Below are 26,001 nucleotides of genomic sequence, written 5' to 3'. Positions count from 1 at the left end.
AACCCATGGATGTCGCCGAATACGCCGCACACGACGCCACCGGTCTGGCGGAGTTGATCCGCGACGGTCAGGTCAGCGCGGCCGAAGTCTGGACGGCCGCCGCGACCGCCCTCGACGCGGTCGAGCCCGAACTGGCCGCTGTGGCGGGTGAGCGCTTCGACCAGCCGCTCGACTACCACGAGTCCGGCCCGTTCGCCGGGGTGCCGTTCGCGCTCAAGGACCTCATCGCCCACGCGGGCGGGGTGCCGAGCCGCAGCGGCAGCCGGCTGTTCGGTGCGGGTGTCGCCTACCCGGAGGACACTCATCTGGTGGCGAGGTTCCGCCGCGCCGGCCTGGCGATCGGTGCGATCACCCGCAGCCCGGAGTTCGGGTTCAACGCCACTACCGAAGCCCTCGCCTACGGCGGACCCAGCCGCAACCCCTGGGCCACCGACCGCAGCCCCGGCGGGTCCAGCGGCGCTTCGGCGGCGTTGGTCGCCGGCGGCGCGCTGCCGATGGCGCACGCCAACGACGGCGGCGGCTCGATCCGTATTCCCGCGGCCGCGTGCGGTGTGGTCGGTCTCAAGCCCAGCCGCGGGCGAACCACCCCCGGCCCGGACTTCGCCGACCCGCTACTGGGCCTCGGCATCGAATTCGCCCTCACCCGTACCGTCCGGGACTGCGCGCGATTGCTCGACGCGGTGCACGGCGCCGAACCCGGTGACCGCTACCGGCTGCCCGGCCCGGTGCGCAGCTACGCCGAGCACGCCGCCGCCGGTTCCCGGCCGCTGCGGATCGCCGTCACCACCACTGCGATGGACGCCGGTCGCGCCGTCGACGCGGAATGCGTGGCCGCGGTGAACCGGGTCGCCGAGCGATTGGCCGAGCTGGGACACGTCGTCGAGGAAGCCGCGCCCGAGCTCGACGTGGCGGCCTTCGACAAGGCCAACCTCGACGCATGGTGCAGCTTCCTCGCCGATGCCGTCCTGGGCGCGTCGGCGCAGCTGGGTGTGGAGCCCGGCCGGGAGCACCTGGAGGCGACCACGCTGGCGTGCGTCGAATACGGAAAGACCTTGTCCGCCTTCGACATCTACGCCGCCGATCGGGTGTTCAACCAGACCACCCGCGCGGTCGCGGGCTTCCTCACTCGCTACGACGTGCTGCTGACGCCCACGACCAGCACGCCGCCGATCCCGCTGGGTCACCTCGACGCCGACGACGCCTCGTTGAGCGCCCGCGAGTGGTACGACCGGATCTTCGACTACGGCAGCTTCACCGCCCTGTTCAACGTCACCGGCATGCCCGCCATCTCCCTGCCGCTGGCCGAATCCGCGGCGGGCCTGCCGATCGGCCTCCAGTTCGCCGGACGTTACGGCGACGAGGCCACGCTCCTGGCGCTGGCCGGAGACCTCGAGCGCGCCATGCCGTGGGCGGACCGTCGGCCGGCCGTGCACGTCGGGCGGTAGCGACCACGGTGCGGGTCCGCATTACCCAGCGGGCCCGCACGCCGGTGGGACATCGAACGGCTCCCTGTCCATGGGATGAAGCCCGTAGCGCCGCGCTGGATCATGGGAGTATGACCGCGCCCGGCGTAGAACTGCGCCTGTACGCCGAACTCAACGACTTCCTGCCGCCGCACGCCCGCCGGGACGTACTGTGGCGTCCGATCCGGCCGCACCAGACCGTCAAAGACGTCGTCGAAGCTGCCGGCGTCCCGCACACCGAGATCGACCTGCTGCTGGTGAACGGCGAATCGGTCGACTTCGGGCACCGTCCACACCCGGGCGACCGGCTCGCGGCCTACCCGGTGTTCGAAAGTCTCGACATCTCGGCGCTGACCCGGGTGCGCCCGCATCCGCTGCGGGAACCGCGGATGCTGGTCGATGTCAATCTGGGCGGTCTCGCGCGCCTGCTGCGGTTGATGGGCCAGGACGTACGCTGCGACTTCGACGCCAGTGACGCCCGGCTGGCCGAAATCTCCGCCGACGACCACCGCATTCTGCTCACCCGCGACCGCGGCCTGCTCGCCCGGCGCATCGTCGGCCACGGCGTGTACGTCCGCGCCGACCGTCCCTTCGAGCAAATAGTCGAGGTGATCGCCCGCCTGGATCTCGCCGACCGACTCACCCCCTTCACCCGCTGCCTGCGTTGCGGCGCGACGCTCGCCGAGGTCGCCAAACACGAAATCGCCCACGAACTTTCGCCCGGCACCAGGCGGAACTACGACACCTTCCGCCGCTGCACCGGGTGCGGACGGATCTACTGGGCGGGCGCACATCAGCGACAACTGGACGATCTGGTCGCGCGGATCCTCGCCGCGGTACGCCGCTGACCGTCGCCGCCGGGCGGTTCACTTCACCGCTCCACGGCCGGCCTGGGGCACTCGCCGTTCTCGCGACGATCGGGCGCCGGTGGCCGCTGGCGCGGCGGGCGAACCGGATGGGCCGGTGGATCGCCGATCCGAGCGAATATTCGGCCCGGCACGGGCGGCCGCGCCAGGCCCGCTACGAAGAGCAGCTGATCGACGAGTGCTACTCGACTGAGGAGTCCACTTCGGCCGGTGACACGACGGTGATCCCGTTGCGCCGGAGCAGCGCCGCGGTGACGCCGTCACCGCGGCGCATTGTGCCAGTGAAGGTGCCGTCGTAGATGTGCCCGCACCCGCACGAAGGGCTGCGTGGGGTCAGAATGGCTGTGGTCGCCCCGTTTTCGCGAGCGGCGTCCAGAGCCAGCCGGGCGCCCGCGATGAACGCTCGGGTCATGTCGGTCCCGGTGTCGTCGACCGCGGTGGCGTCTCCGTCGAGGACCGCATGGCCGTCCCCACCGACGATCTCCACCGGTCGGCGCGGTGTGGTCAGTCCCGCTGCCGTCTCCGCGCAGAACGGCACCGCGGTACCCGCTCGCACCAGGTCGAGAACCGCTGCCGATGTTTTCGTGCCTCCGTTGTAGCGGCACGGTATTCCCGCCAGGCACGCACTGACCATCACCTTCGACACCACATCCACCGTAGTCATCGTGGCTCGGCCTTGCCGGCGATCCGCACTGAGCAATGCCAGGACGATGTTGCCCGCAGCAGTTCGCCGTCCGCAGTCGTCCGGCGAAGCAGCTTGCTTTATTTCACACGAACGTGTCGAATTCGGGTGTGCCCAAGATCGTCGACCATGCGGCACGGCGGGTCGAGCTGGCCGAAGCCGTGTGGGGAGTCATCGCCCGCGACGGCGTCGATGCCGTTTCGATCCGAGCCGTCGCCGCCGAGGCCGGCTGGTCGACCGGCGCGCTGCGGTACTACTTCACGACGAAGTCCGAGTTGCTCGCCTTCGCCGCCGAACAGGTGATCGACCAGGTGACGCGGCGGATCGAGGCCGTGCCGCCGGACGGTGATGTGCCCGCGTCCGTGCGGGCGGCCCTGCTCGAGACCATGCCCTTGGATGAACAGCGCAGCACCGAGGCATCGATCGCGTTCTCGTTCGTCGCCCTCGGGCTGAGCGATCCGGAGCTGGCACGGGTTCAGCGCCGGCATTTCACGGCCATGCGGGGGCTGTGCCGACGCGCCGTCGACCAACTGGAGGCCGACGCCGGAATTCGCCGAACCCCGTCCGCGCGAGACCACCTGGCAACCCGGCTCCATGCCCTCATCCACGGCCTCAGCCTGCAGCGACTGGCCGGACACCTCACTAGCGAGCAGGCGATCACGGAGCTCGACGCCTATCTCGACGATCTCCAGCGATAGTTGGCGGGCACTACATCGACCACCGGAAGGAAGCGAGGTAGGCGGCGGGACCGCTGCCGCCATGCGTGATCGACCACCTCCGGCGTCCGGATTGCGGCCTCGACGCGAAACCCCAACGGGACTTAGGGAAACCCATGCACGCGATCCCCCAACCCATCGCGACCTCATCGACAGCCCACACACCGCGACATTGAGCACGGTCGGCGCCGACGGCATCCCTCAGGTCACCGCGCTGTGGTACCTCGCCGAGAAGGATTCGATCGCCATCTCGGTACCGGCCGATCGCCAGAAGTACAAGAACGTCGTCGCACACCCGAAGGCAACGCTGTTCGTCATCGATCCCGCAAACCCGTTCCGCACCTTGGAAATTCGCGGGACGACGAGTACCGAGCCCGACTCGGACCTCGAACTGTTCGAGCGCGTCGTGCGCCATTACGGCCACGATCCCGCCGCCTTTCCCGCCGGCGACGCGGATCGGGTCGCGCTGCGGCTGATCCCGATCCGGGTCGTAGCCCAGGGCTGAGAGGCGAAGAGTGTTGATAGATCACTCTATGGTCGTGCGCCCGGTCGTCGCCTAGGATCCGACTATGCTTCTCGCCGACAAAGCCGACTCCGTCCTGACACTGACCCTCAACCGGCCCGATTCGCGCAACGCGTTGTCGCCGCAGTTGATCAGGGAACTGCAAGCGCAGCTCGCCGCGGCCGACTCCGATCCCGATGTCTCCGTGGTGATCCTGACCGGTGCCGACCCCGCTTTCTGCGCCGGCGTCGACCTGCGCGTGATCGGCGCCGAAGGCGGCTGGGACAACATGGGCGGTGCCGGCGGCGCGGGTGACGCTCCAGCCGGACACCCGTGGACCCCGATCGGTAAACCGATCATCGGCGCGATCAACGGCGCCGCGGTGACCGGTGGTCTCGAGCTCGCCCTGGCCTGCGACCTTCTCATCGCCTCGGAGCGGGCCCGCTTCGCCGACACCCACGCCCGCGTCGGCATGATGCCGCTGTGGGGGCTGACGGTCCGCCTGCCGGAAGCCGTCGGTTTCGGGTTCGCCCGCCGAATGAGCTTGTCGGGCAATTTCGTCGATGCCCACACCGCGCTCGCGCACGGTCTGGTCACCGAGGTCGTACCGCACGAGGAACTGCTTCCTGCGGCGCGGCGGTTGGCCCTCGATATCGCGTCCAACAACCAGGCCGCGGTCACCACCCTCCTCGGCTCCTACCGCCGCATCCAGAACCACGTGTCGGCGCCGCAGGCCGAGATCGAGGCGGCCACCGGAGCGGCCTGGCTGGCCGGCGACGCGGCCGCCGGTGTCGCCGCGGACGCCCAGGCGGTGATCGAGCGCGGGCGGGCTCAACTGCGCTGATCGGACGGTTGCGGCTGTCACACACCGAGGTGCTGCGGCAGCCGCACATGCTGCGTCACCGAGAAGGTCGGCGACATGACGCCTACCGCTGTGCGTCGACGAGGTGAATGACGCGCGCATATCGGCGAGCGGGGCTCGGGCGAATACCCGTGGCGACCCCTAGTGCACAGCCCTGCAGGGACGGATCAGCTGTCGCGGCCCGGGCGGTCGTACCGGCCGGCGGCGAGACCGGCCGCTACCGCGCTGGTGGCCGCGCGACCGGCGGTGTGCAGCGGCGCCGAGGAGCGCGTCGTGCGCGCGAGCAGCACCGATCCTTCGATCAGGCAGAAGACCTCGACCGCGACTTCACGCGCCCGGTCGGCGGTCATCCCGGCCGTGGTGAAACGTTCCTGCAATACCTCCAACCACGACTCGAACGCCTCCGCGGCGGCGGTTCGCATCAGCTCGTCGTTGTTGGCGACCTCCAGGGCGATCGTCGCGATGGGGCACGCGTAGCGGTAGTCGGTCTTCTCGAGCATCTCGGCAGCCTGCACGAACGAATTCGCGGTCGCCTCGACGACGTCGGCTCCGGGCGGGTACACCGATTCGAGCAGCTCCCGATATCGGGCGCCGCCGTGCGTGAGGGCCGCGGCGCCGAGTTCCTGCTTGCCGCCGGGAAAGAAGTGATACAGCGACCCGTAGGGCGCTTCGGCGGCGGCGAGCACAGCCTTGATGCCGGTGGCCCCGAAGCCCTGACGGCTGAACAGCTCCGTCGCAGACTCCACGAGGCGAGCTCGCGTTTCCGGCCGCTTACCGAGGGTTGACGAGGTGGATGCCATGCGTCGAGATTACGCCATTAGATCAATCTGTCTGAATGTGACGTTCGGCCCAGCGGGATCGCCTTCGGCATAGATCCCGGTCGGCTGTCCAGTCAGCAACCGTCCCCGCGCCCGATCCCCGGCCGTCCGGCAGCTCCCGCGTCCGCGCACAAGCTTTCGCACTACTCCGCGCCGTCCGGCCCCATGGAATGCGCAAAGCCTCTTCCTCGAAGCCGTACCGGGACTGTTGCCTTGGCGCAACGTCTTGGTCACCCAGATCGCGCTGGCCTGGGCCTCGGCGCCCGCGCGGGCGACCGACCTCTCCGGGCTCCCTCACACATTCATCGATGTCGGTGACGCGGAGGGCTTTCGCGACGAAGCGATCGACTATGCCAGGAATCTCAGCCGGGCCGGAGTGAGTGTGGACCTGCACGTCTGGGCAGGTGGTTTCCACGGGTACGAGAACATCACACAGGCGGCTGTCGCCCGCGCCTCGTTCTCGACTCGTACCGCGTATTTCCGTCGGGCGCTGGAACGCTGACCCGAAAAAGACTCCACGGAAATACCTTCCGTGGCGGCCGGTGTGCCGCCGGCAACGACGCCGGCGGCACACCCGTGCTGTTTTCGGGCCGAGAATTCCCGACCGCGAATACCGCGGTGCCGCCAAACCGTGCACCGATATCGGTCGATATCCGCCGAATGGCGGGTTATCGCGCGCCGGTCCGGACCATACGCTGCGAATATGAAGGCAGTCGTATGCAGCTCCGGAAAACTGGAAGTCACCGACGTCCCGAATCCTCGGCCGGGACCGGGACAAGTCCTGCTCGATGTCTCCCGATGCGGTATCTGCGGTTCGGATCTCCACGCTCGCGTCCACAGCGACCAACTCGCCGGCATGTTCGCGACCGTCGGTTACGACAAGTTGCCGCGCCACGACGACACAGTCGTTTTCGGTCACGAATTCTCCGGCCAGGTAGTCGAATACGGCCGGGATACCCACCGTCGCTGGAAAACCGGTACGCCGGTGGTCGCGATGCCCATGTGCCGCAACGGTCGCGACGTCCAGATCGTCGGATCCTCCACGCAGGTGCCGGGTGCCTACTCCGAGCAGATCGTCGTACAGGAATCGATGACGTTCGCGGTGCCGAACGGCCTGCCGCCCGCACACGCGGCGCTCACCGAACCGATGGCGGTCGCCTGGCATGCCGTGCGGCACGCCAAGATCCTCATCGACCCCACCAGCGCGGCCACCGTCCCCTGACAGCCGGGCTCGCGAGCGCGCGGATGGGGATAGTCTGGCTGGTACCCGCTGGCAGATCACGAGTAGCCGATGGCCGAGAACGATCCGTCCAAGACCCAGCGTGATGTCGGTGTCGACGTCATCACGGAACTGAGCACTGCGGGTTTCGAGGACGCCGAGCAGATCGGCCGCGGTGGATTCGGAGAGGTTTATCGATGTCGCCAGATCGGCGTGGAGCGCACGGTGGCGGTCAAGGTGCTCACTGAGGAGTTCGACGACGATCGCGAGCGATTCCTGCGCGAGCAGCGGGCGATGGCGCGACCGACCGGACATCCGAACATCGTCGAGATGCTGGAGGTCGGCGCCACCGGCAACGGTCACCCGTATCTGGTGATGCCGTACCACTCGCGCGGCTCACTGCACGACCGTATTCACCGCGGCGGTCCGTTACCGCTGCCGGAAGTTCTCCATCTCGGCGTGATGATCGCGGGAGCCCTCGAAACGGCGCACCGTGCGGGCGTGCTGCACCGAGATGTCAAACCGGCGAACATATTACTGACCGACTACGGTGAGCCGGCGTTGACGGACTTCGGCATCGCCCACATCACCGGCGGCTTCGAAACCGCCACCGGCACCGTCACCGGATCCCCGGCCTTCACCGCGCCCGAGGTGCTGCGGGGTGACGCACCGAGCGAGGCCTCCGACGTGTACGGATTGGGCGCCACCCTGTTCTGCGCGATCACCGGTCATGCCGCCTACGAGCGCCGCGACGGTGAACAGGTGGTCGCCCAGTTCCTACGGATCACCGAACAGCCGATTCCGGATCTGCGCGACCTCGGCATTCCCGACGACGTGTGTCGCGTGATCGAAGACGCGATGTCGCACGACCCGGCTCGCCGCCCGGCCGCCGCGACGCTCGGTGATCAGCTCCAGCAGGTGCAACAGCGACACGGGCTGCTGATGGACCGAATCCCGGTGCCCGCCGAATTCGAACACTCTTCTCCGCGACCGGTGGTACCGGCCGGCGCCCAGCCCGGCCGCACCGGGAATCTACCGCTCGAGCTGACCAGTTTCGTCGGCCGGCGCAGCCAGGTCGCCGAGGTCGGGAATCTCGTCACGACGTCGCGGCTGGTGACCCTCACCGGGATCGGAGGAGTCGGAAAATCGCGCCTCGCCCTGCGGGTCGCGCACAAGGTGAAAGGTGAATTCGCCGACGGCGTCTGGCTCGCGGAGCTGGGCGATGTGCGTGATCCCGCCCTTCTGGTCGACGCCGTGGCCACCGCGTTCGGACTCCGCAGCAGAGGTGCCGGGTCGACACTGGACCTTCTGATCGGCTATCTGTCCAGCCGTGCGATCCTGCTGGTTCTCGACAATTGCGAGCAGGTGATCGACGCGGTCACACCGCTGACGGAATCGCTGTTGCGGGCCTGTCCGCGAGTGCGGATTCTGGCGACGAGCCGGCAGCCACTCGATGTCAGCGGCGAATCGGTGTTCGGTGTGCCTCCGCTGAATCTTCCCGATCGGCAGGCCGGACCGGCCGCCCCCGCCGGCGCCGACGACGCGGTGGAGTTGTTCGCCGAGCGCGGCGCCGCGGTGGTGTCCGGATTCCGCATCACCGACGACAACCGGGACGATGTGGCGCGGATCTGCGCGCGGCTGGACGGGCTGCCGCTGGCGATCGAACTCGCGGCGGCGCGGCTGCGCACGATGTCGCCCGCCGAGATTCTGTCCGGGCTCGACGACCGCTACGGTCTGCTGACTCGCGGCCGGCGCGGTGCCCCGATGCGGCAGCAGACGCTGGCCTGGTGCATCGGCTGGAGTTACGACCTGTGCACCCCGGACGAGCAATGGCTGCGGGCGCAATTGTCGGTCTTCACAGGCGGTTTCGAGCTCGATGCCGTCGAACCGGTCTGCGGCGGCGCCTTGGCCCGGCCGGCACTGCTCGACGCGGTGTCGGCGCTGGTCGACAAGTCCATTCTGATCCGTGAGGACGTCGATCGGACGGTCCGCTTCCGGATGCTCGAGACCGTTCAGGAATACGGTCGGCACAAGGCACAGGAGCGCGGCGACGACCTCGAATCGGCTCGGCGGCACCAGGACTGGTGTCTTCGGATGACGCTGCGGGCCGAGGCCGAATGGATCGGCCCGCAGCAGTTGCGCTGGATCGCCCGGCTCGAGCGAGAGCTGCCCAATCTTCGTGCGGCACTGGAATTCGCCGTAGCGAACTCCACGGAGGTCGCCGTCCGGATGACCACCGCGCTCCATCTGTTCTGGATGATGCGCGGACGGCTCGGCGAGGGGCGCCGGTGGTTCGCTCGCGCGCTCCCCCACGCCGGCCCCGCGTCGGCCGTCGATCGAGCCAAGGCCCTCTACGCCGCGGGAGCGCTCGCCGTCATCCAGCGCGACTTCGCCGACACCACGGAGATATTGACGCAGCTGAAGCAGCTCGCCGAGGACGCCGACGACCCCGCGGTCGATGCGGTCGTCGCGCACGCCGAGGGTGCCGTCGTGCTGATGACCAGCGACGGGGATCTGGACCGCGCGCACCACCTCGTGGCCGAAGCCATCGACCGCTACGAGGAATTCGGGGAGGTGAGCCTGCGATTGGATGCCCTGATCTCCCTCGGATGGTCGTACGCCCTGCTGGGCGCCACGTCCCGGGCGACCGAATGCTTCGGGCAGGTGTTGAGCATCACCGAGTCGGCCGGCGAGACGATGCTGCGGTCCTGGGCGCTGTGGGGCGACGGATATGTGGCCTGGCGGGTGGGCGAGCCCGACCGCGCTATCCGCTTGCTGGCGGAGGGGATTCGGTCGGCCCGGCTGGTCGCGGATCCGCTCGTCGCCGCGGCCTGCACGGAAACCTCGGCCTGGGTGGCATGCGAGCAACACGATGATCGGCGCGCCGCCACGTTGATGGGCGCCGCCGAGGCATTGGTCAGCGTCGCCGGCAGCGCTGCCTTCGTCTTTCCCGACCTGCTCACGCACCATACGGAGTGCGCGCGCGACAGTCGCGCCGGGCTCGGGGGCAAAGCGTTCGAGGCTGCGTTCGGCGAAGGCGCCGCCATGACATTCGATTCCGCCGTAGCCTTCGTACTCCGCGAACGGTCGGAGGTCCGGGCCCCACGGCGTGGTGGCGGAACCCTGACCAAGCGCGAGCTCGAGGTCGCCGAGCTCGTCGCCCGAGGCCTGTCGAACAAGGCGATCGCCGCACAGCTCGTCATTTCACAACGCACGGCCGAGGGACACGTGGAACATATCCTCACCAAGCTCGGCTTCACCTCCCGCCTGCAGATCGCGAGGTGGGTCGCCGCGCACCCCGACCTCTGATTCGTCACGCCGTTACCCGGGTGGCCGACGGGGGTGCGGATCCAGGAACAACCGCTCGTTCGGCAGACGTGCTTCGGCCCAACCAGATTCGCACATGCACATCACCCCCGGTCGCGAGCCGAGCCTGCTCGGCGAACGTCACCAACGCCCGGCCCGCATCGCGATCTCACGGTCGCCGCCCCATGCCGGTATCAGCGCGTCCGCCAAGCTGCGCTTGAGCCAGCGCTGCTCCGAGTTGTCGGTTCGCCTGGGCTTCAGCCCTTCGGTCAGCAATTCCAGGAACCGTCTCCGGTCGACACCGAATGTCACGAGCAGATCTCCCGAGCCGGCGCCCCCGAACGGAGCCCAGCGGACGGCGAATTCGACCATTGTCGCCATCTCCGCGGCGACGGACCGGCCGGCGGCGAGAAAATCCAATTGACTCAGCGCCGAGCGAACCCACGACGAGTCGTAGGCGACGGTCGCTCCTTCCCGGGCCACGGCTCGGGCCGGTGGCGGACGATGGGACCGGTGCGCACCGTGGCTCCCCCCGGAACGACTGCGCTGTCGCTCCTGTGCATTCATGGCGTCCCCGAGCGGTAGTGATCGAACTGACCTGCCCAGCCTCGTTCGGGAACGCGCGATCGGCGACGGGAGAACTACCTACTCCCCTACCTGTTTTCGGAAGCCGGGTACCCACGGGACTCGGCTGCCGAACTCGCGGGTGGTTACGATCCGGTCGTGAGTCATGCGATGGGCCTTCCCACTCCTCGGCGCCCACGCGCCGATGCCGCCCGCAATCATTCGCGCATCCTGCGGGCGGCGACCGACCTGTTCGCCGAGCGTGGGCTCGAGGTGACCCTCGACAACGTGGCCGAGGCGGCCGGCGTCGGAGTGGGCACGGTGTACCGGCATTTCTCGGACAAGAAGCGGCTTGTCGCCGAGGCCTTCGAGCAGACCGTGACGGCCATGGCCGAGGCGACCGAGTCGGCCTTCCGTGACCCCGACACCTGGCGCGGCCTGACTCGCCTGTTCGAGTGGTACTGCGAACATATGGCGGCCAATCGTGGCTTCGGCGAGGTGATGCTCGAACTACCCGATGCCGAGCAGCGCTTCGCTTCGGTCCGGGAACGGATCCGCCCCATGGTCCTGGGATTGATCGACAAGGCTCTCGCCGAAGGGGTGCTGCGTCCCGGCGTCACTGCCACCGACCTGTTCGCGATGGTGAATATGGTCGAGTCGATCGCCGGTTTCGCCAGACCGGTGAACCCGGATGTCTGGCGGCGATATATGAGCATCGTCCTGGACGGCGTGCGGGCCGACCCTGTCCCGCGCACGCCGCTGGCGGCCGAGCCGTTGACGGCGGACGAGGTGGCCCGCGCGAAGGCGGCCCTCGTCGGATAGCACCCCGTCGCAGCCGGTGGGACTTGCTGCGCGAATCGTTCCGAGCGAGAAGGGATTTCGAGCCCGGAAAGAATCGTGCTCGCACTAGATAGATTGATCTAGTACGCTCAACCGTAACAGCACCCACCAAGGCAGAAGTTGAAAGGCCAACCGGAATGATCAAAATCGAGCGGGTCGCGCACGTCGTCATCAAGGTCCGCAGTTTGGAGAAGTCGCTCGACTTCTACACGCGGATCCTCGGACTGAAGGTCATGGGCAGAATCGATCCGAGCGTCGTCTTTCTGTCGACGGGCCGTGACCACCACGAGCTCGGTATCGCCGAGCTCGGCACCGAAGCTCCCGGTGGAACCTTCTATCAGGTCGGAATGGAGCATTTCGCGTTCAAGCTCCGCAGCGAAGCCGATCTGATCGAGGCTTACGAGACGCTGCTCCGCGAGAATGTCGAGATCGCCTACACGGTCAACCACGGCGTGACCAAGAGCGTCTACTTCTACGACCCCGACGGCAACGAGCTCGAAGTGTACGCGGACAATTCCCCCGAGGAAGTCGCAAGCTTCGAAAACCCGTACGGCGGAATGGAAAAGCTGGCCTTCGCCACCGATAAGCCGTCGCTGATGGATTCGATCATCAAGGCACAGCAGTCGATGGCGCCGGCGGGTGCGCCCGAATAGCCCGACGGTCTGTCGCCGGGTCGGGCGATCCACAGTTCCGCGGGTGGGATCCGTTGCGCTCGAGGGTATTCGAGGGGCGCAGCCTCCAGCATGAGCCCACTCGCGGACCAGGCCGATAACGCGGCCGCGGCGCCGAGTCCGCTGTCGAGCGCCAGGACGGGCAAGGTGATTCTCAGTTCGGGAGGATGACTTCGTCCGGCCGTTCGATGTCCGGCATCTCGGACTTGACGAATTGCTCGGTGGTCACCCACTGGGTGAAACCCCACGGGTTGTAGATCTGCAACCGACCGGGCCGGGTGGCGACCACCACCACCTGATGTTTGTCCCCCTCCTTCGGCGCGAGCACGATCGGGACGGGCTTGCCCGCGGCCACCGCGGCCTCGATCTTCGGCAGGGCCGCTTGCCGTGCCTCCTCGGTGGACAGGGCGGCAATGTGGTAGCTGCTGCCGGTGATCGGTTTCAGCAGGTTGTTCACCATCTTCCCGTCGCCTGGTGGCTCGGGGGTGAGGTCGGGGTCGAAGTTGTCGTTGTAGACCCGCACCAGCCGGTCCCGGAAGGCCTTCGGGCTGTCGTTGCCGGCGGCGGGGCCGCTCACAGCCGCCGGGCCGGTGCCCGTGGTCACACCCAGCATCAGCACCGGATCGGCGTCCAACCGGGCGACCACCGTGGACGCCGAGGTGCAGTTCCCCCGGTCCTGGGCGTAGGTCGCTGCCGCGGCCACCTGGTTGGGGGTGTAGCCGAGGTCTCGCCTGCCGTCACGCACGGTTCGGTTGTCGGCAAGGTCGTCGACGTGCAGATGTTTCCAAAGCCAATAGAGGTTGTCCCCGTGGCCGTGGATTTGCTTGTCGAACGCGGTGATATCGGGCAGCGAATATCCGGCGGCCAACGCCTCCCACAGATAGGCCGCCTCCTGCGGCGACTTGGCATCGCTCACCAGCTTGTCGAACGCGGAGCGCTCACGGGATGACATCGCCGAGAGCCGCTGCGAGGCCCGGGTCAATGCCACCGGCGTGAGGATGTCACCGAATGGGCTGGGCGCTCCGCCTGCTTGGCCGGCGTAGGCGAGGGTTTCGGCATCGACCGGGTCGACACCGGGCGCCTTGACGACTCGGGCTCGCGCGGCCTGGGCGGCCGCGCCCAGCGACGACGCGCATATCCTTGCCGCCGCCTCGTACGCCTTCGTCGCGGTGATCCGAACTCGGCAGCTGTCGATGGCGGGCCGGCGGATCTCTTCATCGGTCTTGCTGCCGAGCTGGGCGCGCGCGTCGGCGAGTCCTTTCACCGCGCCCGAGTCCTGTCGCTGCGTCGTCGCCATTGCGTCCGACCAGAGACGCAACGCCTCGTTCGCCGACTCGAACGCGCCCTGTGCGTGCCGGACAGCCCCGGCGAACGACGACACCGCATCCGCAGCCGTCTCGCCGGCATGACCACGCCACGCGGTCGGCAGCTTCTCTTTCGCGACGTGCTCGAGCTCGCTGTGCATGACCTTGTACATCGACGCGGCGTCGGCCATCGCATCTGCCTCGGCGTCGACCGCTGTCGTGGAACCGGGCAACGCCGGCACGTGGAGCGCAATGTCGATGGCGGCCTGCAAATGACGACGGTTGAGGCCGAGTTGCATCGACTCCAACGCCAATTCCAGCGCTTTCAAACGTTCGCTCTTTGCCGGCAGCGGTAGCTCGGGGAGCCGCTGGGACGATTCGTTGCTCAGCCACAATTCGTTGTACAGATGGGGGTAGCCCGTACTCACCAAACCCACTGTCGTGAACTGAAGGAGCTTTCCCGCCGTCGCGCCGGCACCGGCTGGCAGTCGGGCAGCGAGCGACGACAGGTATTTCCCGACACCGGGCATCTTGCCCGCATTCTTGCCCAGCACGGCGGGTAGCCCGCGAATCCCCTTGCCGAGTTGCCCGCTCAGCGCACCGATGCCCGCGTCGACCAAGAGGTCCGTCCCCGACCGGCCGTCGACCATCCCCGTGAGAACGCCGCCGACCGCCCCGCCGATCAGCGCCGCGCCGGGAAAAGGCGCCAGCGAGATGGCACCGCCGAGCAATCCGGCGCCGACCCGTTGCCACGTCTTGCTGATCATGAGGAGCTCCACGGCGTCGGGGCGGCGCCGCGGACGAGGGCGCGCCGCGACCGCAGGACGGCGGCCACCATCTCCAACCACCGGGCGAAGCGCTCGTCGCGGGCGACATCCGGTTCCTCGGCGGAACAAGCCGCCGTCATCCAGGCGCGAATGGTCGCCGTCGCTCGGGCACCGATCAGCGGTTCGGGTAGCCGCCGGACGGCGGGCAGCCCCATGGTGCGTACGCAACCCGCGAGGAACGCAACCGGATTCGGCCCGACCCCAATATCTCCGAGTTGCACCGCGGCGGCGACCGCCGCCTCCGCGAGCACCGTATCTCGATCGTCCGGGGAGCCCGACATCCCCGCGGCCAGCGCAGCCGCCACATCCAGAGTGCGCAGGCGGGAATCGAAGCGACGGTCGCCGGTCATCCGCGCGGTGGGCGGCCCGAAGAATCGGTGACCGGTGGTACCACCGAGGGCACCGCACCGTTGCTGTCACCGGCGGCGCCGATACTCCCGCCGCCATCCCGATCGGTGTCCTGATAATCGCGTTCGACCCGTGGCAGCAGGTCCACGATGATGCCGACGGCCTTGGCGGTGAGCTCGGTTTCGGTAACCCACGCCCCGCGGAATTCCGCGCACGCCGACGCGACCGCGCCATCGCCGAGACCCGGGTTGTCGATGCCGGTGTTTTTCAAGCTGCCCAGCAGCCGTGTCAGGCTGTCGTAGGTCCACACCACCCCGGCGACTGCCGAGTCGAAAGTGTCAGGGTCGAGATAGAGCGGCAGACTGCTGCCATTGCCCAGATCCAGCTCGCCCATATGTCGATGATAAGCGTCTCGAAAGGGCTTCCCCGCGATGGCAATTCGCGGTGCGATTGTGGCATCGGTCATACGCGAAGCCGACCGGCCGCCGCATCCGGCGCGAGCATCGCTGCGGCGCCCGGGCGATGCTCGATCCGCCGCACCAGCACCGGCAGCAGGCCCGCAGCATCGTCATCCGTACCGGAGTTGTCACCAGAAAGCCGAAAACGAGGACTCCGGTGCCGAGCGACGGGAAATCGCCCTTCGCATTTCCCCGGCAATATCGCCGAGAATCCCACCGGCGGGAAGCGCGCACACGGCGTATTCGACGAATACGAGTAGCATCCCTTCCCGTCAACCGGGACCGATCATAATCGAAGGAAATTTGCGACATGCCACGGCGTTCCGCGGTCACCCAGCTCGCCGACCTTTTGCCACCGTCACCGCTGCCGGTTTCACCGCTGCCCTATTGGCGGGAGATCGAAGAAACACTCGGCCACGGCCTGCCCGCCGACTACAAAGAATTCATCGACCGGTACGGCGCGGGATCGATCAATGGGGAATTATCGGTGTTCTATCCGATCGACCGATACTCCGACGACCTGGTCGTCGAAAGACGGGACGCCTGGTTCGACGACTACAGTTTCGGTCACTCCGAAGACCTGCCCGCAGGCCGGCTGATCGAATGGGGAGGGAATGAGGACGGAGATCGCTGCTTCTGGTTCGTCGACGACGAATATCCCGATTCCGATCCGGACACGTGGCCGGTGTATGTGTATTTCCGAGACCGGGACCTCGACGATTGCTGGCATCGTTTCGACGGGGGCATGGCCGAGTTTCTCACCGGCGTCGTCGACGGCGAGTTCGAGGGGGCGGACGACCTGGTGGGGGGCATCGGTCTCCCGTTGCGGTGGCACCTGCACGGGGATCACGACAGCGATTACGGAGATGCGCCACGCCTGTCGCTCAGCGATGGCTCTATCGACGATCATCCGCCGGGGTGGCAACCGCAATCGAACGGGCAAGGTTGGCAGCGGTTGCATCATGGGTCGCTCCTGTGGCTGCTCTCGTTCGACGAAAGCGGCGGAGACCAGGAATATTTCTTTCGCACCGGAAAACTCCGCAGGCTGATCACCCTCGACGGCGATCACCACACTATTCGGCTCGAGGGCGGAATACTCTCGCCGGGAACGGTTTATACGCTCTCCGGCTCCGTCGACATCGCTGTCGACGGAACGCCATCACGCATCGGAATCGAAGCGTTGGTCGACGGCCCCGCGGTCACCGAATCCGCCGCTCCCTCGGACCGACCGACGGACATTTTCGAGCAATGGGACAGGACGTGGGTTCGCCTGCCTATCGCGACGGAAATATCGGTGCCCGCCAAGAAATCTGCCGCGTTACGCATCAGGGTGGTCGCCGAACCCGCAACCGATGTCCTCGTTCAGACCGTCCAGCTGGAGATCCACGGCGTCGCGGGAAGGTGATCGCGATGGATCGCCACGACCCGGAACCAGCGCGAGGGGTCTGCCGGGCCGGGCCGGAGTCGGGTACGCCGCCGCGACAGGCTGTTTGACAGCGCCGGACCAGACATGCACCATAGTGCGGTCAGCACCTCGCTAGGCGAGGCTCCTGTACGAACACAGGCCACTGATCCGACGACGTCGAGAGACGCCCAGGGTTAGGACAGATCTTCCCGGATTAAGGGATGATCCGAAGTGGCTTCTCCCACAGGGAGATACGTCGTACAGTGCCGAAGCTCTGACGAGAGGGGTGCGCATCGTTCGCCGCTCGCGACGATACAACCCCGGCTGTCGGTTCGAAGGTTCCGACGCGCACATGCGTCCTGGCAGCAAGGAGGTGAGGGACGAGATGCCACCCGGAGACAGTCCGCATCCGAGTTCGGTTCGAACCGCTGTTTCGTTCCCGGCTTGCTGCGGCGCACCCATCGCCTGAGCCCACTACACCCAGCCGTTTCGGGCACTTCGCCGTGCCCGAGGCAGCTGTGCGGGTGGCCTGCGCGTGTTCGTAGTGCTGTGGCTCGCCGGCTCTTCTTCACGGAGTGTGTCATGAGCTTCACCGCATTTCTCACCGATTCGGCCCGCCGCGTCCGGGCCCGCTACCACCTCACCCCCGAGGAACGGCACAACCTTCGCCTCGCCCACCTGCCGCCGGCCGTGGTCTCCGCCTCCCTGGGCGCACACCCGCGGCACCGATAGCACCGGGGGCCTGAACAGCGAAAGCTGTTCCGCCGCAACGCAGCACCGGTCGTACCGGCGACCGTTCGCCGGTACGACCGCCACCATTCGCTCACCACCTGCGCTCGACCAGTCGCGCGTTCAGCTTGTCGAAACGAGGAACGGCAATGGCCTTCTTCCCCGGCGGCTCGGCCCGCCGCACCACCACCGTCACAACCGGGCCGACGACCGTCACCGCGACCACGGACAGCGCCCACGTCGGCGATATCGTCGGCGCTCTCGGGCGGATCGGACAGCACGAGACCGCGGACGGACGCACCCGCGCCCAGCGATTCACGATGCTGCTGGCGATCCTGGGGCCCGGTCTGATCGTCATGGCCGGCGACAACGATGCCGGTGGCGTCGCGACCTACGCCCAAGCCGGGCAGAACTACGGCATGGGCCTGGTCTGGACCCTGGCCCTGCTGATCCCGGTGCTGTACGTCAACCAGGAGATGGTCGTCCGTCTCGGCGCGGTCGCCGGCGTCGGCCACGCCCGGCTCATCTTCTCCCAGTTCGGCAAATTCTGGGGCGCGTTCAGCGTGGGCGACCTGTTCCTCGTGAACGCCATGACGATCGTCACCGAATTCATCGGTGTCACAATGGCTTTGAACTACTTCGACATTCCCCGCGCGGTCTCGGTCCCGCTGGCCGCGGTGCTGCTGTTCACGATGGTCGCGGGTGGGTCGTTCCGGCGCTGGGAGAGATTCCTGTTCACGCTCATCGCGATCGACGTCGTGATGTTCCCCTTGGCCTTCCTGGTCCATCCGAAGATCGCGAGCGCCGTGTCGGGGATCGTTCCGTCGTTGCCCGGCGGGCTGAACTCCACCCTGCTGCTGCTGATCGTGTCCATCGTCGGGACGACGGTCGCGCCGTGGCAGTTGTTCTTCCAGCAGTCCAATATCGTCGACAAGCGGATCACGCCCCGGTGGATCCGCTACGAGCGCATCGACCTGTGGGTCGGCATCGTCGTCGTCATGGCCGGAGCCGTCGCGATCATGACCGCGGCCGCGTTCGGACTCGCTCCCGATGCGGTCGGCGGTTTCACCGACGCGGGCGCGGTTGCCCGCGGCCTGCACGACCATGTGGGCGCGGCCGCCGGTGCGCTGTTCGCGATCCTGCTGCTCGATGCCTCACTCGTCGGTGCCAACGCGGTCGGTTTGGCCACCACCTATGCCCTCGGCGACACCCTGGGACGGCGGCACTCGCTGCACTGGAAGATCGGCGAGGCGCCCCTGTTCTACGCCGGCTACGCGCTGCTGCTCGCACTCGCCGCGGCCGTGTCGTTCAGCCCCGACCACGCCCTCGGGTCGCTGACCCAGGGCGTACAGGCATTGGCCGGGGTGCTGCTGCCGTCCGCCACCGTCTTTCTGGTGCTGCTGTGCAACGACAAGGCAGTCCTCGGCCCGTGGGTCAATACCACTCGCCAGAACATCGCCGCCGCCCTCATCGTGTGGGCGCTGGTGTTGCTGTCGCTGGCGCTCACTGCGGCGACGTTGTTTCCCGATATCTCCACCGCCACACTGGAAATCGGCTTCGGCGTCGGCGCGCTCGTCGGTGTGCTCGGCGGGGTCGCGATCATGCTCGGCAGACGCCGCACCGATCGCGCAGCGGCCGAACGCACGGCCGCGGAGCTCGGCGGTCTGGATCCCGATCAGATCGAAGAACTCGACGACACTCCCCTCAGCCGCGCCGAACGCAGACAGATCCGTGACCACGACCGCGACACCTGGCGCACCCCCGCCCTCGACACCCTTCCGCGGCCGGCGTTCTCACCACTGCGCACCGCTGGGATGATCGCGCTGCGGGGCTATCTGCTCATCGCGGTTGTTCTCGTCGTCGTCCAGATCTTCCAGCGAATGGCGGGCTGATCCACCAGCCGGGGTGGTGGGCCGTTTCCACGCTCACCACCCCGGTCGCCGTCTCGCCCGCACGAATGCTCAATCCGGTGACACGCGAAATCCCCACGCCGACAAGGTATCCAGTTACGTTGCCCACCGGGTGAATTGCCCGGCCGCGCCGACATGTCCGACGCATCCGACCGAGGTGGCGACAGCGGCAGCGAAACCGGGCGAGACCGCCCCTGCACCGATGACTTTCGCGCGAACCTGTCGTACCAGCCTGTGGGCCGCACCGAAAGACAGGAGCGCAGGCATGACAGGATCAATCCACTCGGGCACCACCACGGTCCGGGCCAACGATGTCGATCTCGGCATCGAAAGTTTCGGCCGCGAACACGACCCGCTGGTTCTTCTGGTCGGTGGCACGACGATGCTCTCCTGGCCGGACATCCTGTGCGAGCGGCTGGCCTCGGGCGGGCGGCGCGTGGTCCGCTACGACCTGCGCGACTGCGGCGCGTCGACGACCCTCGCCCCACAGAATCCGGCCTACGACCTGCGTGATCTCGCGGCCGACTCGGTCGCGCTGGTCCAGGCGCTCGGCGGCGGGACTGCCCATCTCGGCGGGGTCGGCGTCGGGGGGATGGTCGCTCAGGTCGCCGCGCTGGACCATCCGCACGTCTTCTCCGCACTGACTCTCGTCGGCACTCGCCCGGTGGCGCCGGGCCCGGTCGATGCGGACCTACCCGACCACGATGGCACGGTCATGGGCGCGTTGTTCTCCCGTCCATGGCCGGACTGGACCGACCGCGAGGCCGTCGCGGCGCTTGCCGCCGAGGGCGCCGGGGTGATGGGCAACGACCCACACCAGGCACGGGCGACAGCGGCGCGGATCTGGGACCGGACACCGTCCGACGATCCCGCGGTGCACCAGGCCAACCAACTGGGCATGATGTTCTCCCGGCTCGACTGCGCCCCGCGATGGCGGGAACGGCTCGCTGAACTCGACCTGCCGACACTCGTCGTGCACGGTCGCGCCGACCCGTCCTTCCCGGTCGGCAACGGCGAGGCCCTCGCGGCGGAAATCCCCGGGGCGCGGCTCCTCGTCCTCGACGACATGGGCACCGCCCTGCCCGACGCCGCGACCGACCGGGTCGCTGCGGCCATGCTCGCCCTGGACGCGCGCGGACACGGATCGTCCTGAGCCGCCGGGCGGGCCGGTTCGCCGACACCATCGCGAAAAGCCCGCGGGCGGCGGCCCACCGGCCGGGGTGGGCCGCCGATTCCTCAGGAGACCTTGACCTTGGCCTCGGTGGTGAACTCCTCGCCCGCGATGATCTGCGAGACGAAACCGTCCGGGCCCACCGGACGGTCGCCGACCACCGTCACGCGGTGCAGGGTCCGGGTCACGTCGAGGTGGCCGAGGTCCTGGGGACCGAGGTGGGCGGTCGAGCGGTTGTCCCAGACGGCGACGCTGTGGGCGTCCCAGCGGAACCGGACCGTGTACCGGGGACTGCTGAGGTGGCCGAAGAACAGGTCGAGGATCTTGGCACTCTCGACGGGTGACAGCCCGACGATGTGATCGGTGAAGCCGGGGTTGACGAACAGTGCCCGCTCACCGGTTTCGGGATGCACCCGCACCACCGGATGTTCCGAGATCAGCAGATTGTCGTTGATCCGGCGGGCGTAGGCCTCGTTGTCGTCGAACTTGCGGCCCGCCGAGAACCGGTGCACCGCGGTGAGCCCGTCGGCGAGCGCACGCAGCGGCTGGGACAGACCCTCGTATGCCGCAACGAGATTCGTCCAGGTGGTGTCGCCGCCGAATTCGGGAACCACCTCCGAGCGCAGGATGGAGATGGCCGGCGGGTTCACCGAGGCGGTCACATCGGTGTGCCAGCCGCTGTAGTAGCTGTACTGGCGCTCCTGGGAGTCCGGCCGTGCCGAGCCGTAGCGCCGCTCGTAGACCCGAGGGTCGATGGTCAGGATCTGCGGGGCATCGCTGGGCGGCGCGTCCTCGTGCGGGTGCGCGTGGGTGAGTTCGCCGAAGCGGCGGCCGAACTCGATCTGCTCGGCGTGGCCGAGGTGCTGGTTACGGAAGAACAGCACCTTGTACTTCAGCAGCTTGCGGCGCAGCCGCGCGACGGTCTCGTCGTCGAGGGGCTTGCTGAGATCCAGTCCCCCGATTTCCGCGCCGATATGCCCGGCCACCCGATGCACAGTGAAAGCGCCGTCATTACCTTCGGTCGTTTCGTTCTTTTCGACAGCCAGTGTCATTTCACTACACTCCATCGCATTCGAATGCACCGGGCCGAGAGTCGCCATTGGTGCGTGAGATACCGTGGGGCACAATTCTTTCCGACCCACGACGGTTCCGATGATAATTTCGGAACCTCTTCCGCCGCACTTGTTGCCGTCGCCGTGATTTCAAATATGCGCGTTATTTATTTTTCCCGGCAAAGAAATTCCGAGCGGTTATACAATGGCACCCCGGCGTGCCGCAGGGCCGATTTGCCCGAGTTCGGATCATGCTGATGCGGAACGGTGCCGAACGTCGCCCGGTCTCGTAGGGTCGGCCACAGACGTATGGGAACCAGACGGGACCGAGGCCTATGAGACCGGCGAGAGGGTGGCCGACGGCCGCGGGCGCGGTACTTCGCGCGATCCTGGCATTGGGTGGCGCGTCGCGCTCGGTGGTCGCCGCCCACGCGGGGCTGTCACCGGCGACGGTGACGAGTCAGACCCGGGCACTGCTCGAGGCAGGACTGCTGCGCGAAGCGCCGCCGGTGGACCGCTCGCAGCGGGTGGGCCGGCCGCATTCGCCGCTCGAGCTCGATCGCCGGAATGCGGTGGCGGCCATCCATTTCGCGGCCACCCAGACCCGGGTGGCGGTGGTCGACATCGCCGGCACGATCGTCTCGAGTGCGCTGATTCCGCACCGGACCCTCGAGGGGGCGGATCTGGTCGCCGACGCGGCCGCCGTACTCGCCGCGCTGCGCCGCGACCTTCCGGACGATACCCGCCTGTTCGGGGCCGGGGTCGCCACCGGCGGCTGGGTCGACCCGGAAGCCGGCGTGGTGCTGTCGCATCCGCTGCTGCGCCTGGAGGACACGCTCGTCCGCGACGTGCTGGTGCAGCTCACCGGCCTGCCGGTGGAACTCGACAGCCACGCCCGCGCGATGGTGCACGCGGAACAACTGTTCGGCGCTCTCGATTTCGACGCCTCGGCCGCCGTGCTGTTCGTCGGCAATGTGATCGATGCGGCCTTCGCCGTCGACGGGCGCGTCCACTACGGCCCCGGTTCCTCGGCCGGCTCGCTGGCCACGCTCGTGCCGTCCGACTTGGGCCCGGGTGGCCCGGGCCCGCTCGACACCTATTCCGATCGCTCGCTCGAACGGCGCGCGGCCGGTTTGGGACTTGTCGCGGAGCCCACGATTCCGGCGCTCATCGCCGCCGCCGAAACCGATCCGCGAGCCCATGCCCTGTTCGAGGATCGGGCGCGCGGACTCGCCGCCGTGGCCGCCGCGCTGCTCGACGTGCTCAATCCGGAGACGCTGATCATCACCGACCGGGCCTTCACCGGCCTGCCAGCGGTGCGCGCCACCTACTTCGACGCGATCGCCGCGCGAGCGCAGGTGCGTTCCGCCCGGCACCGCATCATCGGCACGTCGTTCCCCAACCGCTCGCTGGAGACCGCCGCCGCGGCGGTGTTGCTGCATCGGCTCTACGCCGATCCGCTCGCCGTCGCGGCGGAGGGCTTCGGCACCCACCGGAAGGAGGAGCCCGTGCCGCGCTTCGAGTCACCGCAGTTCGAGTCTCGGTAATTTTAAGTGGACCGAATATTGTGGGCCGCAACGGAATTCGCGACCATCGATGGATGAGAAAGCTGCTCGAAGCGCGACCGTCCACGCGTAGGATGCGCCTCACCCGCAGGGTCGGCGCGGCGTCGTTCGTGGTGCTGGTCGCCGCCTGTGCATCGTCGGCCTGTGCGGCCTCCGGAGGGTCCGCCGACTTCAGCAAACCGCTACCGACCAGCGTGCCGCCGGGGACCTCGCTGAAGATCTCGGCGACCGATATGAAGGTTGCTCTGACCAGTAGCGGTCAGATCGATAAGTTGCCCTTCACCGTGCCCGATTGGCCGAACGTCTCCGCCGGCCCGGATGTGATCCAGGCTTTCAAGGGCGGCGCGGTGGAGTTGGCCAGTAACGCCGGCATCCCGTCCATCCAGGCACATGCGCAGGGCCTCGACACGCGCATCGTCGCCGTGCTCTGGCGCAACACCCCCAACTACGGCCTCGCCACCGCGCCGGGCAGCACCATCCACAGCCTGCAGGACCTGCGGGGTAAGAAGATCGCCTTCTCGCCCGGCCAAGCCCAGGGCGGTGTGGTGCTGCGGACCCTGCAGCAGGCCGGGCTCAGCACCTCCGACGTCACCCTCGTTCAGCTCAACAGCCCGCAATTCCTCACCGCGCTGCAGGGCAAACAGGTCGATGTGGCGCCGCTGGCCGAACCGTCGCTGACGAAATACCTCGCGCAATATCGATCCGAGGGCGCCGGCACGGTGCCATCCGACGCGGTCGACGCGTTGAGCGTGCTCTGGGCGCCGACCTCGGTGCTGGCCGACGACGCAAAGCTCGCGGCCGTCACGGAATTCGTCAAATTCTGGGCGCGCGCGAAGGTCTGGGAATGGGAGAACCAGGACCGGTGGATCGCCGACTACTACGTCAAGAATCAGGGCGTGAGCGAGGCCGACGGCCGCCGCATCATGGCCACGACCGAACGGCCGTATTTTCCGGATAACTGGGACAAGTCGATCGACTGGGAACAGCAGACGATCGACTTGATCACCTCCTCGGGTGCCTTCGGGAAGTCCTTCGACGCCCACCAGGTGTTCGATCGGCGATTCGAGAAAATCGCCGCCGACGCGGTGGCCCCGCAATATCGCACCAAGGCACAGGGGTGACCCGATGACCGTCGTCTCCGCACATCTTCCCGCGCTCGGCGCGCGTCCCGCCGTCGCGGCGGGCTTCACCGCCCGGCCCGCGCGCCGCCGCCTCGGCCTGCGCCGGCAGATCCCGTTCGCACGGCTACTCGGTGTGGTGCTGCTCCTCGCCGCCTGGTCGGCGGGGGCGTATCTAGGACTCCTGGATCCGCGCAAATTGTCCGCGCCGTGGACGGTGGTGTGGACCGGGTGGGACCTGCTCACCGAGGGGCACCTGCTCACCACTATCGCGGTGTCCATGCAGCGGGTGGCCACCGGGGTCTTCCTGGGGATCCTGATCGGCACCGCCCTCGCGCTGATCGCCGGCCTGTCCCGGGTCGGAGACTCGCTGGTGGACGGCGTGGTTCAGCTCAAACGCTCGATTCCCACTTTGGGCCTGGTGCCGCTGATGATTCTCTGGCTCGGTATCGGCAACGGTTTCAAGATCGTGCTGATCATGCTCGCGGCCGCGGTCACCCTCTACGTGCCCACCCATTCCGCACTGACCGGTATCGACCGGCGGCTCGTCGAATTGTCGGAGATCCAGGGCGTTTCCCGCTTCGACTTCATCCGGCAGGTGGTGATTCCCGGATCGCTGCCGGGCTTCTTCCTCGGATTGCGGCTCGCGGTGAATACGTCGTGGCTGGTGCTGGTGGTGGTCGAGTCGGTCAACGCGACCGACGGTCTGGGAAAGATGATGCAGGACGCCCAGAACTACGGCCAGGCCGACGTCATCCTCGTCGCGCTCGCCGTCTACGGAATTTTCGGCCTGGCATGCGATTCCGGCATCCGGATCCTGGAGCGAAAGGTGCTGTCGTGGCGGCAAACTCTGGCGGACTGACCCCCGACCCCGGGGCGGGTGTGCAACTGGACGGGCTGACCCGCAGATTCGGCGGCCGAGCCGTACTCGACAACCTCGATCTGACCATTCCCGAGGGCCAGTTCGTGGCGCTGCTCGGCAAGAGCGGATCCGGCAAGTCCACGCTACTGCGAGCGCTGGCCGGCATCGACCACGGCGTGGCCGGCGAGGGCCTGTTGCGCGTGCCGGAGCGGACGTCCATGGTGTTCCAGGATTCCCGGCTGCTGCCCTGGAAACGGGTACTGCCCAACGTTCTCTACGGTCAGCCCCGCTCCCGCCGGGCCGCGGCCTCCGCGTTGCTCGGCGAGGTCGGCCTGGCCGGCCGCGAAAAGGCGTGGCCCGGAGAGCTGTCCGGCGGCGAGCAACAGCGTGCCGCGCTGGCCCGAGCCCTGGTGGGCGAGCCGGAACTGCTGCTGGCCGACGAACCCTTCGGCGCCCTGGACGCGCTGACCCGCATCCGCATGCACGTCCTGCTGCGCCGCCTCGTCGCGGCTCATCGCCCGACTGTGCTGTTGGTTACCCACGACGTCGACGAGGCCATCACCCTCGCGCAGCGGGTGCTGATTCTCGACCGCGGCCGCATCGATATCGATATCCCTATCGACATCGACGGCCCGCGTGACCCGGCGCAACCACAGTTCCAGCAGATCCGCCGCTCGCTGCTGAGCGCGCTGGGCGCCGATCCGATCGCGGCCTGAGCGCCGGACATTCACTACCGGAAAGAA

At 67.8% G+C, this 26,001-nt stretch carries 25 protein-coding genes and 1 riboswitch; of the genes, 18 read left to right on the top strand and 7 right to left on the bottom strand.

Features of this window, described 5'->3' with window-relative positions:
* On the top strand, positions 1–1,445 hold a 1,445-nt coding region (locus tag ON37_RS30175; protein WP_245553576.1), incomplete at its 5' end, for an amidase.
* A gap of 110 nt (positions 1,446–1,555) precedes the next feature.
* Complete coding sequence (locus ON37_RS30170) at positions 1,556–2,311, top strand: Mut7-C RNAse domain-containing protein (protein WP_040724384.1); 756 nt, start codon at positions 1,556–1,558, stop codon at positions 2,309–2,311.
* A gap of 199 nt (positions 2,312–2,510) precedes the next feature.
* Here the strand turns inward: ON37_RS30170 and ON37_RS30165 are convergent, their stop codons facing one another.
* Positions 2,511–2,993, bottom strand: a complete 483-nt coding sequence (locus ON37_RS30165) for a 2-thiouracil desulfurase family protein (protein ID WP_040724382.1) — start codon at positions 2,991–2,993, stop codon at positions 2,511–2,513.
* A 128-nt stretch (positions 2,994–3,121) separates the two neighbouring features.
* Between ON37_RS30165 and ON37_RS30160 the strand changes: the two genes are divergently transcribed.
* The 3 genes from ON37_RS30160 (at position 3,122) to ON37_RS30150 (ending at position 5,073) form a co-directional block, all read left to right on the top strand.
* Positions 3,122–3,709 carry a TetR/AcrR family transcriptional regulator gene (locus tag ON37_RS30160; RefSeq protein WP_040724420.1) on the top strand — a complete coding sequence of 196 codons (588 nt, stop codon included), beginning with the start codon at positions 3,122–3,124 and terminating at the stop codon, positions 3,707–3,709.
* Positions 3,710–3,800: 91 nt separating this feature from the next.
* On the top strand, positions 3,801–4,232 hold the full coding sequence (locus ON37_RS30155) for a PPOX class F420-dependent oxidoreductase (protein WP_051032322.1): 432 nt from the start codon (positions 3,801–3,803) through the stop codon (positions 4,230–4,232).
* A 64-nt stretch (positions 4,233–4,296) separates the two neighbouring features.
* Positions 4,297–5,073, top strand: a complete 777-nt coding sequence (locus ON37_RS30150; RefSeq protein ID WP_040724379.1) for an enoyl-CoA hydratase — start codon at positions 4,297–4,299, stop codon at positions 5,071–5,073.
* A 185-nt stretch (positions 5,074–5,258) separates the two neighbouring features.
* Here the strand turns inward: ON37_RS30150 and ON37_RS30145 are convergent, their stop codons facing one another.
* On the bottom strand, positions 5,259–5,837 hold the full coding sequence (locus ON37_RS30145; RefSeq protein WP_040724377.1) for a TetR/AcrR family transcriptional regulator: 579 nt from the start codon (positions 5,835–5,837) through the stop codon (positions 5,259–5,261).
* A gap of 298 nt (positions 5,838–6,135) precedes the next feature.
* Here ON37_RS30145 and ON37_RS34855 point away from each other — a divergent pair, with 298 nt between their 5' ends.
* The 3 genes from ON37_RS34855 to ON37_RS30130 all read left to right on the top strand — a co-directional run bounded on the left by ON37_RS34855 (position 6,136) and on the right by ON37_RS30130 (position 10,437).
* A complete protein-coding gene (locus ON37_RS34855; protein ID WP_040724375.1) occupies positions 6,136–6,411 on the top strand; it encodes an alpha/beta hydrolase in 276 nt (91 codons plus the stop codon).
* 201 nt (positions 6,412–6,612) lie between these two features.
* Positions 6,613–7,131: an alcohol dehydrogenase catalytic domain-containing protein gene (locus ON37_RS30135; RefSeq protein ID WP_051032320.1), complete on the top strand. Its 519-nt coding sequence runs from the start codon at positions 6,613–6,615 to the stop codon at positions 7,129–7,131.
* A 69-nt stretch (positions 7,132–7,200) separates the two neighbouring features.
* Positions 7,201–10,437: a protein kinase domain-containing protein gene (locus tag ON37_RS30130; protein WP_040724372.1), complete on the top strand. Its 3,237-nt coding sequence runs from the start codon at positions 7,201–7,203 to the stop codon at positions 10,435–10,437.
* A gap of 138 nt (positions 10,438–10,575) precedes the next feature.
* On the opposite strand, the gene ON37_RS30125 is transcribed toward ON37_RS30130, so the two are convergent.
* Positions 10,576–10,917 carry a hypothetical protein gene (locus ON37_RS30125; RefSeq protein WP_051032319.1) on the bottom strand — a complete coding sequence of 114 codons (342 nt, stop codon included), beginning with the start codon at positions 10,915–10,917 and terminating at the stop codon, positions 10,576–10,578.
* Between the two features lie 240 nt (positions 10,918–11,157).
* Between ON37_RS30125 and ON37_RS30120 the strand changes: the two genes are divergently transcribed.
* The gene (locus ON37_RS30120; protein ID WP_245553574.1) at positions 11,158–11,820 is read left to right on the top strand and encodes a TetR/AcrR family transcriptional regulator; all 663 of its coding nucleotides are present in this window, start codon (positions 11,158–11,160) and stop codon (positions 11,818–11,820) included.
* Between the two features lie 155 nt (positions 11,821–11,975).
* Positions 11,976–12,491, top strand: a complete 516-nt coding sequence (locus ON37_RS30115; RefSeq protein ID WP_051032318.1) for a VOC family protein — start codon at positions 11,976–11,978, stop codon at positions 12,489–12,491.
* Between the two features lie 172 nt (positions 12,492–12,663).
* Here ON37_RS30115 and ON37_RS30110 read toward each other — a convergent pair whose 3' ends face one another.
* The 3 genes from ON37_RS30110 to ON37_RS30100 are packed head-to-tail and all read right to left on the bottom strand — an operon-like array spanning position 12,664 to position 15,382.
* Positions 12,664–14,580 (bottom strand): hypothetical protein, encoded by a 1,917-nt coding sequence (locus ON37_RS30110; protein WP_040724367.1) that lies wholly within the window; start codon positions 14,578–14,580, stop codon positions 12,664–12,666.
* Positions 14,577–14,990, bottom strand: coding sequence for a hypothetical protein (locus tag ON37_RS30105; RefSeq protein WP_040724365.1), 414 nt, complete (start codon positions 14,988–14,990; stop codon positions 14,577–14,579). Before ON37_RS30105 ends, ON37_RS30110 begins: the two co-directional genes overlap by 4 nt.
* A complete protein-coding gene (locus ON37_RS30100; RefSeq protein WP_040724363.1) occupies positions 14,987–15,382 on the bottom strand; it encodes a hypothetical protein in 396 nt (131 codons plus the stop codon). The genes ON37_RS30105 and ON37_RS30100 overlap by 4 nt, the downstream gene beginning before the upstream one ends.
* Positions 15,383–15,756: 374 nt before the next feature.
* On the opposite strand from ON37_RS30100, the gene ON37_RS30095 reads away from it, so the two are divergent.
* The 4 genes from ON37_RS30095 (at position 15,757) to ON37_RS30080 (ending at position 20,643) form a co-directional block, all read left to right on the top strand.
* A complete protein-coding gene (locus ON37_RS30095) occupies positions 15,757–16,851 on the top strand; it encodes an SMI1/KNR4 family protein (protein ID WP_040724361.1) in 1,095 nt (364 codons plus the stop codon).
* Positions 16,852–16,972: 121 nt separating this feature from the next.
* Positions 16,973–17,144, top strand: a riboswitch (M-box (ykoK) riboswitch).
* A gap of 289 nt (positions 17,145–17,433) precedes the next feature.
* The gene (locus ON37_RS33600; RefSeq protein ID WP_168441312.1) at positions 17,434–17,583 is read left to right on the top strand and encodes a hypothetical protein; all 150 of its coding nucleotides are present in this window, start codon (positions 17,434–17,436) and stop codon (positions 17,581–17,583) included.
* 146 nt (positions 17,584–17,729) lie between these two features.
* Positions 17,730–19,472 (top strand): NRAMP family divalent metal transporter, encoded by a 1,743-nt coding sequence (locus tag ON37_RS30085; protein WP_040724356.1) that lies wholly within the window; start codon positions 17,730–17,732, stop codon positions 19,470–19,472.
* Positions 19,473–19,755: 283 nt separating this feature from the next.
* Positions 19,756–20,643, top strand: a complete 888-nt coding sequence (locus tag ON37_RS30080; protein ID WP_040724353.1) for an alpha/beta fold hydrolase — start codon at positions 19,756–19,758, stop codon at positions 20,641–20,643.
* Positions 20,644–20,726: 83 nt separating this feature from the next.
* Here the strand turns inward: ON37_RS30080 and ON37_RS30075 are convergent, their stop codons facing one another.
* Entirely contained in the window at positions 20,727–21,713 is a 987-nt protein-coding gene (locus ON37_RS30075; protein WP_051032317.1) for a TauD/TfdA dioxygenase family protein, read from the bottom strand.
* Positions 21,714–22,048: 335 nt separating this feature from the next.
* Here ON37_RS30075 and ON37_RS30070 point away from each other — a divergent pair, with 335 nt between their 5' ends.
* The 4 genes from ON37_RS30070 to ON37_RS30055 are packed head-to-tail and all read left to right on the top strand — an operon-like array spanning position 22,049 to position 25,974.
* Positions 22,049–23,260 (top strand): ROK family transcriptional regulator, encoded by a 1,212-nt coding sequence (locus tag ON37_RS30070; RefSeq protein ID WP_083893402.1) that lies wholly within the window; start codon positions 22,049–22,051, stop codon positions 23,258–23,260.
* Positions 23,261–23,313: 53 nt separating this feature from the next.
* A complete protein-coding gene (locus ON37_RS30065) occupies positions 23,314–24,399 on the top strand; it encodes an ABC transporter substrate-binding protein (protein WP_245553573.1) in 1,086 nt (361 codons plus the stop codon).
* Between the two features lie 4 nt (positions 24,400–24,403).
* Positions 24,404–25,258 (top strand): ABC transporter permease, encoded by an 855-nt coding sequence (locus tag ON37_RS30060; protein WP_040724348.1) that lies wholly within the window; start codon positions 24,404–24,406, stop codon positions 25,256–25,258.
* Entirely contained in the window at positions 25,234–25,974 is a 741-nt protein-coding gene (locus tag ON37_RS30055; RefSeq protein WP_040724346.1) for an ABC transporter ATP-binding protein, read from the top strand. The genes ON37_RS30060 and ON37_RS30055 overlap by 25 nt, the downstream gene beginning before the upstream one ends.
* Positions 25,975–26,001: the final 27 nt, after the last annotated feature.

Source organism: Nocardia veterana NBRC 100344 (assembly GCF_000308855.1).
In the GTDB taxonomy this organism is placed as follows: domain Bacteria; phylum Actinomycetota; class Actinomycetes; order Mycobacteriales; family Mycobacteriaceae; genus Nocardia; species Nocardia veterana.
This window is presented reverse-complemented; position numbering and strand designations above follow the sequence as displayed.

What these genes read in the sequence shown, in the direction of transcription:
- ON37_RS30150 (WP_040724379.1), top strand. Translation starts at nt 4,297, where the DNA reads ATGCTTCTCGCCGACAAAGCCGACTCCGTCCTGACACTGACCCTCAAC.
- ON37_RS30115 (WP_051032318.1), top strand. Translation starts at nt 11,976, where the DNA reads ATGATCAAAATCGAGCGGGTCGCGCACGTCGTCATCAAGGTCCGCAGT.
- ON37_RS30060 (WP_040724348.1), top strand. Translation starts at nt 24,404, where the DNA reads ATGACCGTCGTCTCCGCACATCTTCCCGCGCTCGGCGCGCGTCCCGCC.
- ON37_RS30105 (WP_040724365.1), bottom strand. Translation starts at nt 14,990, where the DNA reads ATGACCGGCGACCGTCGCTTCGATTCCCGCCTGCGCACTCTGGATGTG.
- ON37_RS30110 (WP_040724367.1), bottom strand. Translation starts at nt 14,580, where the DNA reads ATGATCAGCAAGACGTGGCAACGGGTCGGCGCCGGATTGCTCGGCGGT.
- ON37_RS30070 (WP_083893402.1), top strand. Translation starts at nt 22,049, where the DNA reads ATGAGACCGGCGAGAGGGTGGCCGACGGCCGCGGGCGCGGTACTTCGC.
- ON37_RS30085 (WP_040724356.1), top strand. Translation starts at nt 17,730, where the DNA reads ATGGCCTTCTTCCCCGGCGGCTCGGCCCGCCGCACCACCACCGTCACA.
- ON37_RS30100 (WP_040724363.1), bottom strand. Translation starts at nt 15,382, where the DNA reads ATGGGCGAGCTGGATCTGGGCAATGGCAGCAGTCTGCCGCTCTATCTC.
- ON37_RS30095 (WP_040724361.1), top strand. Translation starts at nt 15,757, where the DNA reads ATGCCACGGCGTTCCGCGGTCACCCAGCTCGCCGACCTTTTGCCACCG.
- ON37_RS30170 (WP_040724384.1), top strand. Translation starts at nt 1,556, where the DNA reads ATGACCGCGCCCGGCGTAGAACTGCGCCTGTACGCCGAACTCAACGAC.
- ON37_RS30080 (WP_040724353.1), top strand. Translation starts at nt 19,756, where the DNA reads ATGACAGGATCAATCCACTCGGGCACCACCACGGTCCGGGCCAACGAT.
- ON37_RS30135 (WP_051032320.1), top strand. Translation starts at nt 6,613, where the DNA reads ATGAAGGCAGTCGTATGCAGCTCCGGAAAACTGGAAGTCACCGACGTC.
- ON37_RS30130 (WP_040724372.1), top strand. Translation starts at nt 7,201, where the DNA reads ATGGCCGAGAACGATCCGTCCAAGACCCAGCGTGATGTCGGTGTCGAC.
- ON37_RS33600 (WP_168441312.1), top strand. Translation starts at nt 17,434, where the DNA reads ATGAGCTTCACCGCATTTCTCACCGATTCGGCCCGCCGCGTCCGGGCC.
- ON37_RS30075 (WP_051032317.1), bottom strand. Translation starts at nt 21,713, where the DNA reads ATGACACTGGCTGTCGAAAAGAACGAAACGACCGAAGGTAATGACGGC.
- ON37_RS30065 (WP_245553573.1), top strand. Translation starts at nt 23,314, where the DNA reads ATGAGAAAGCTGCTCGAAGCGCGACCGTCCACGCGTAGGATGCGCCTC.
- ON37_RS30165 (WP_040724382.1), bottom strand. Translation starts at nt 2,993, where the DNA reads ATGACTACGGTGGATGTGGTGTCGAAGGTGATGGTCAGTGCGTGCCTG.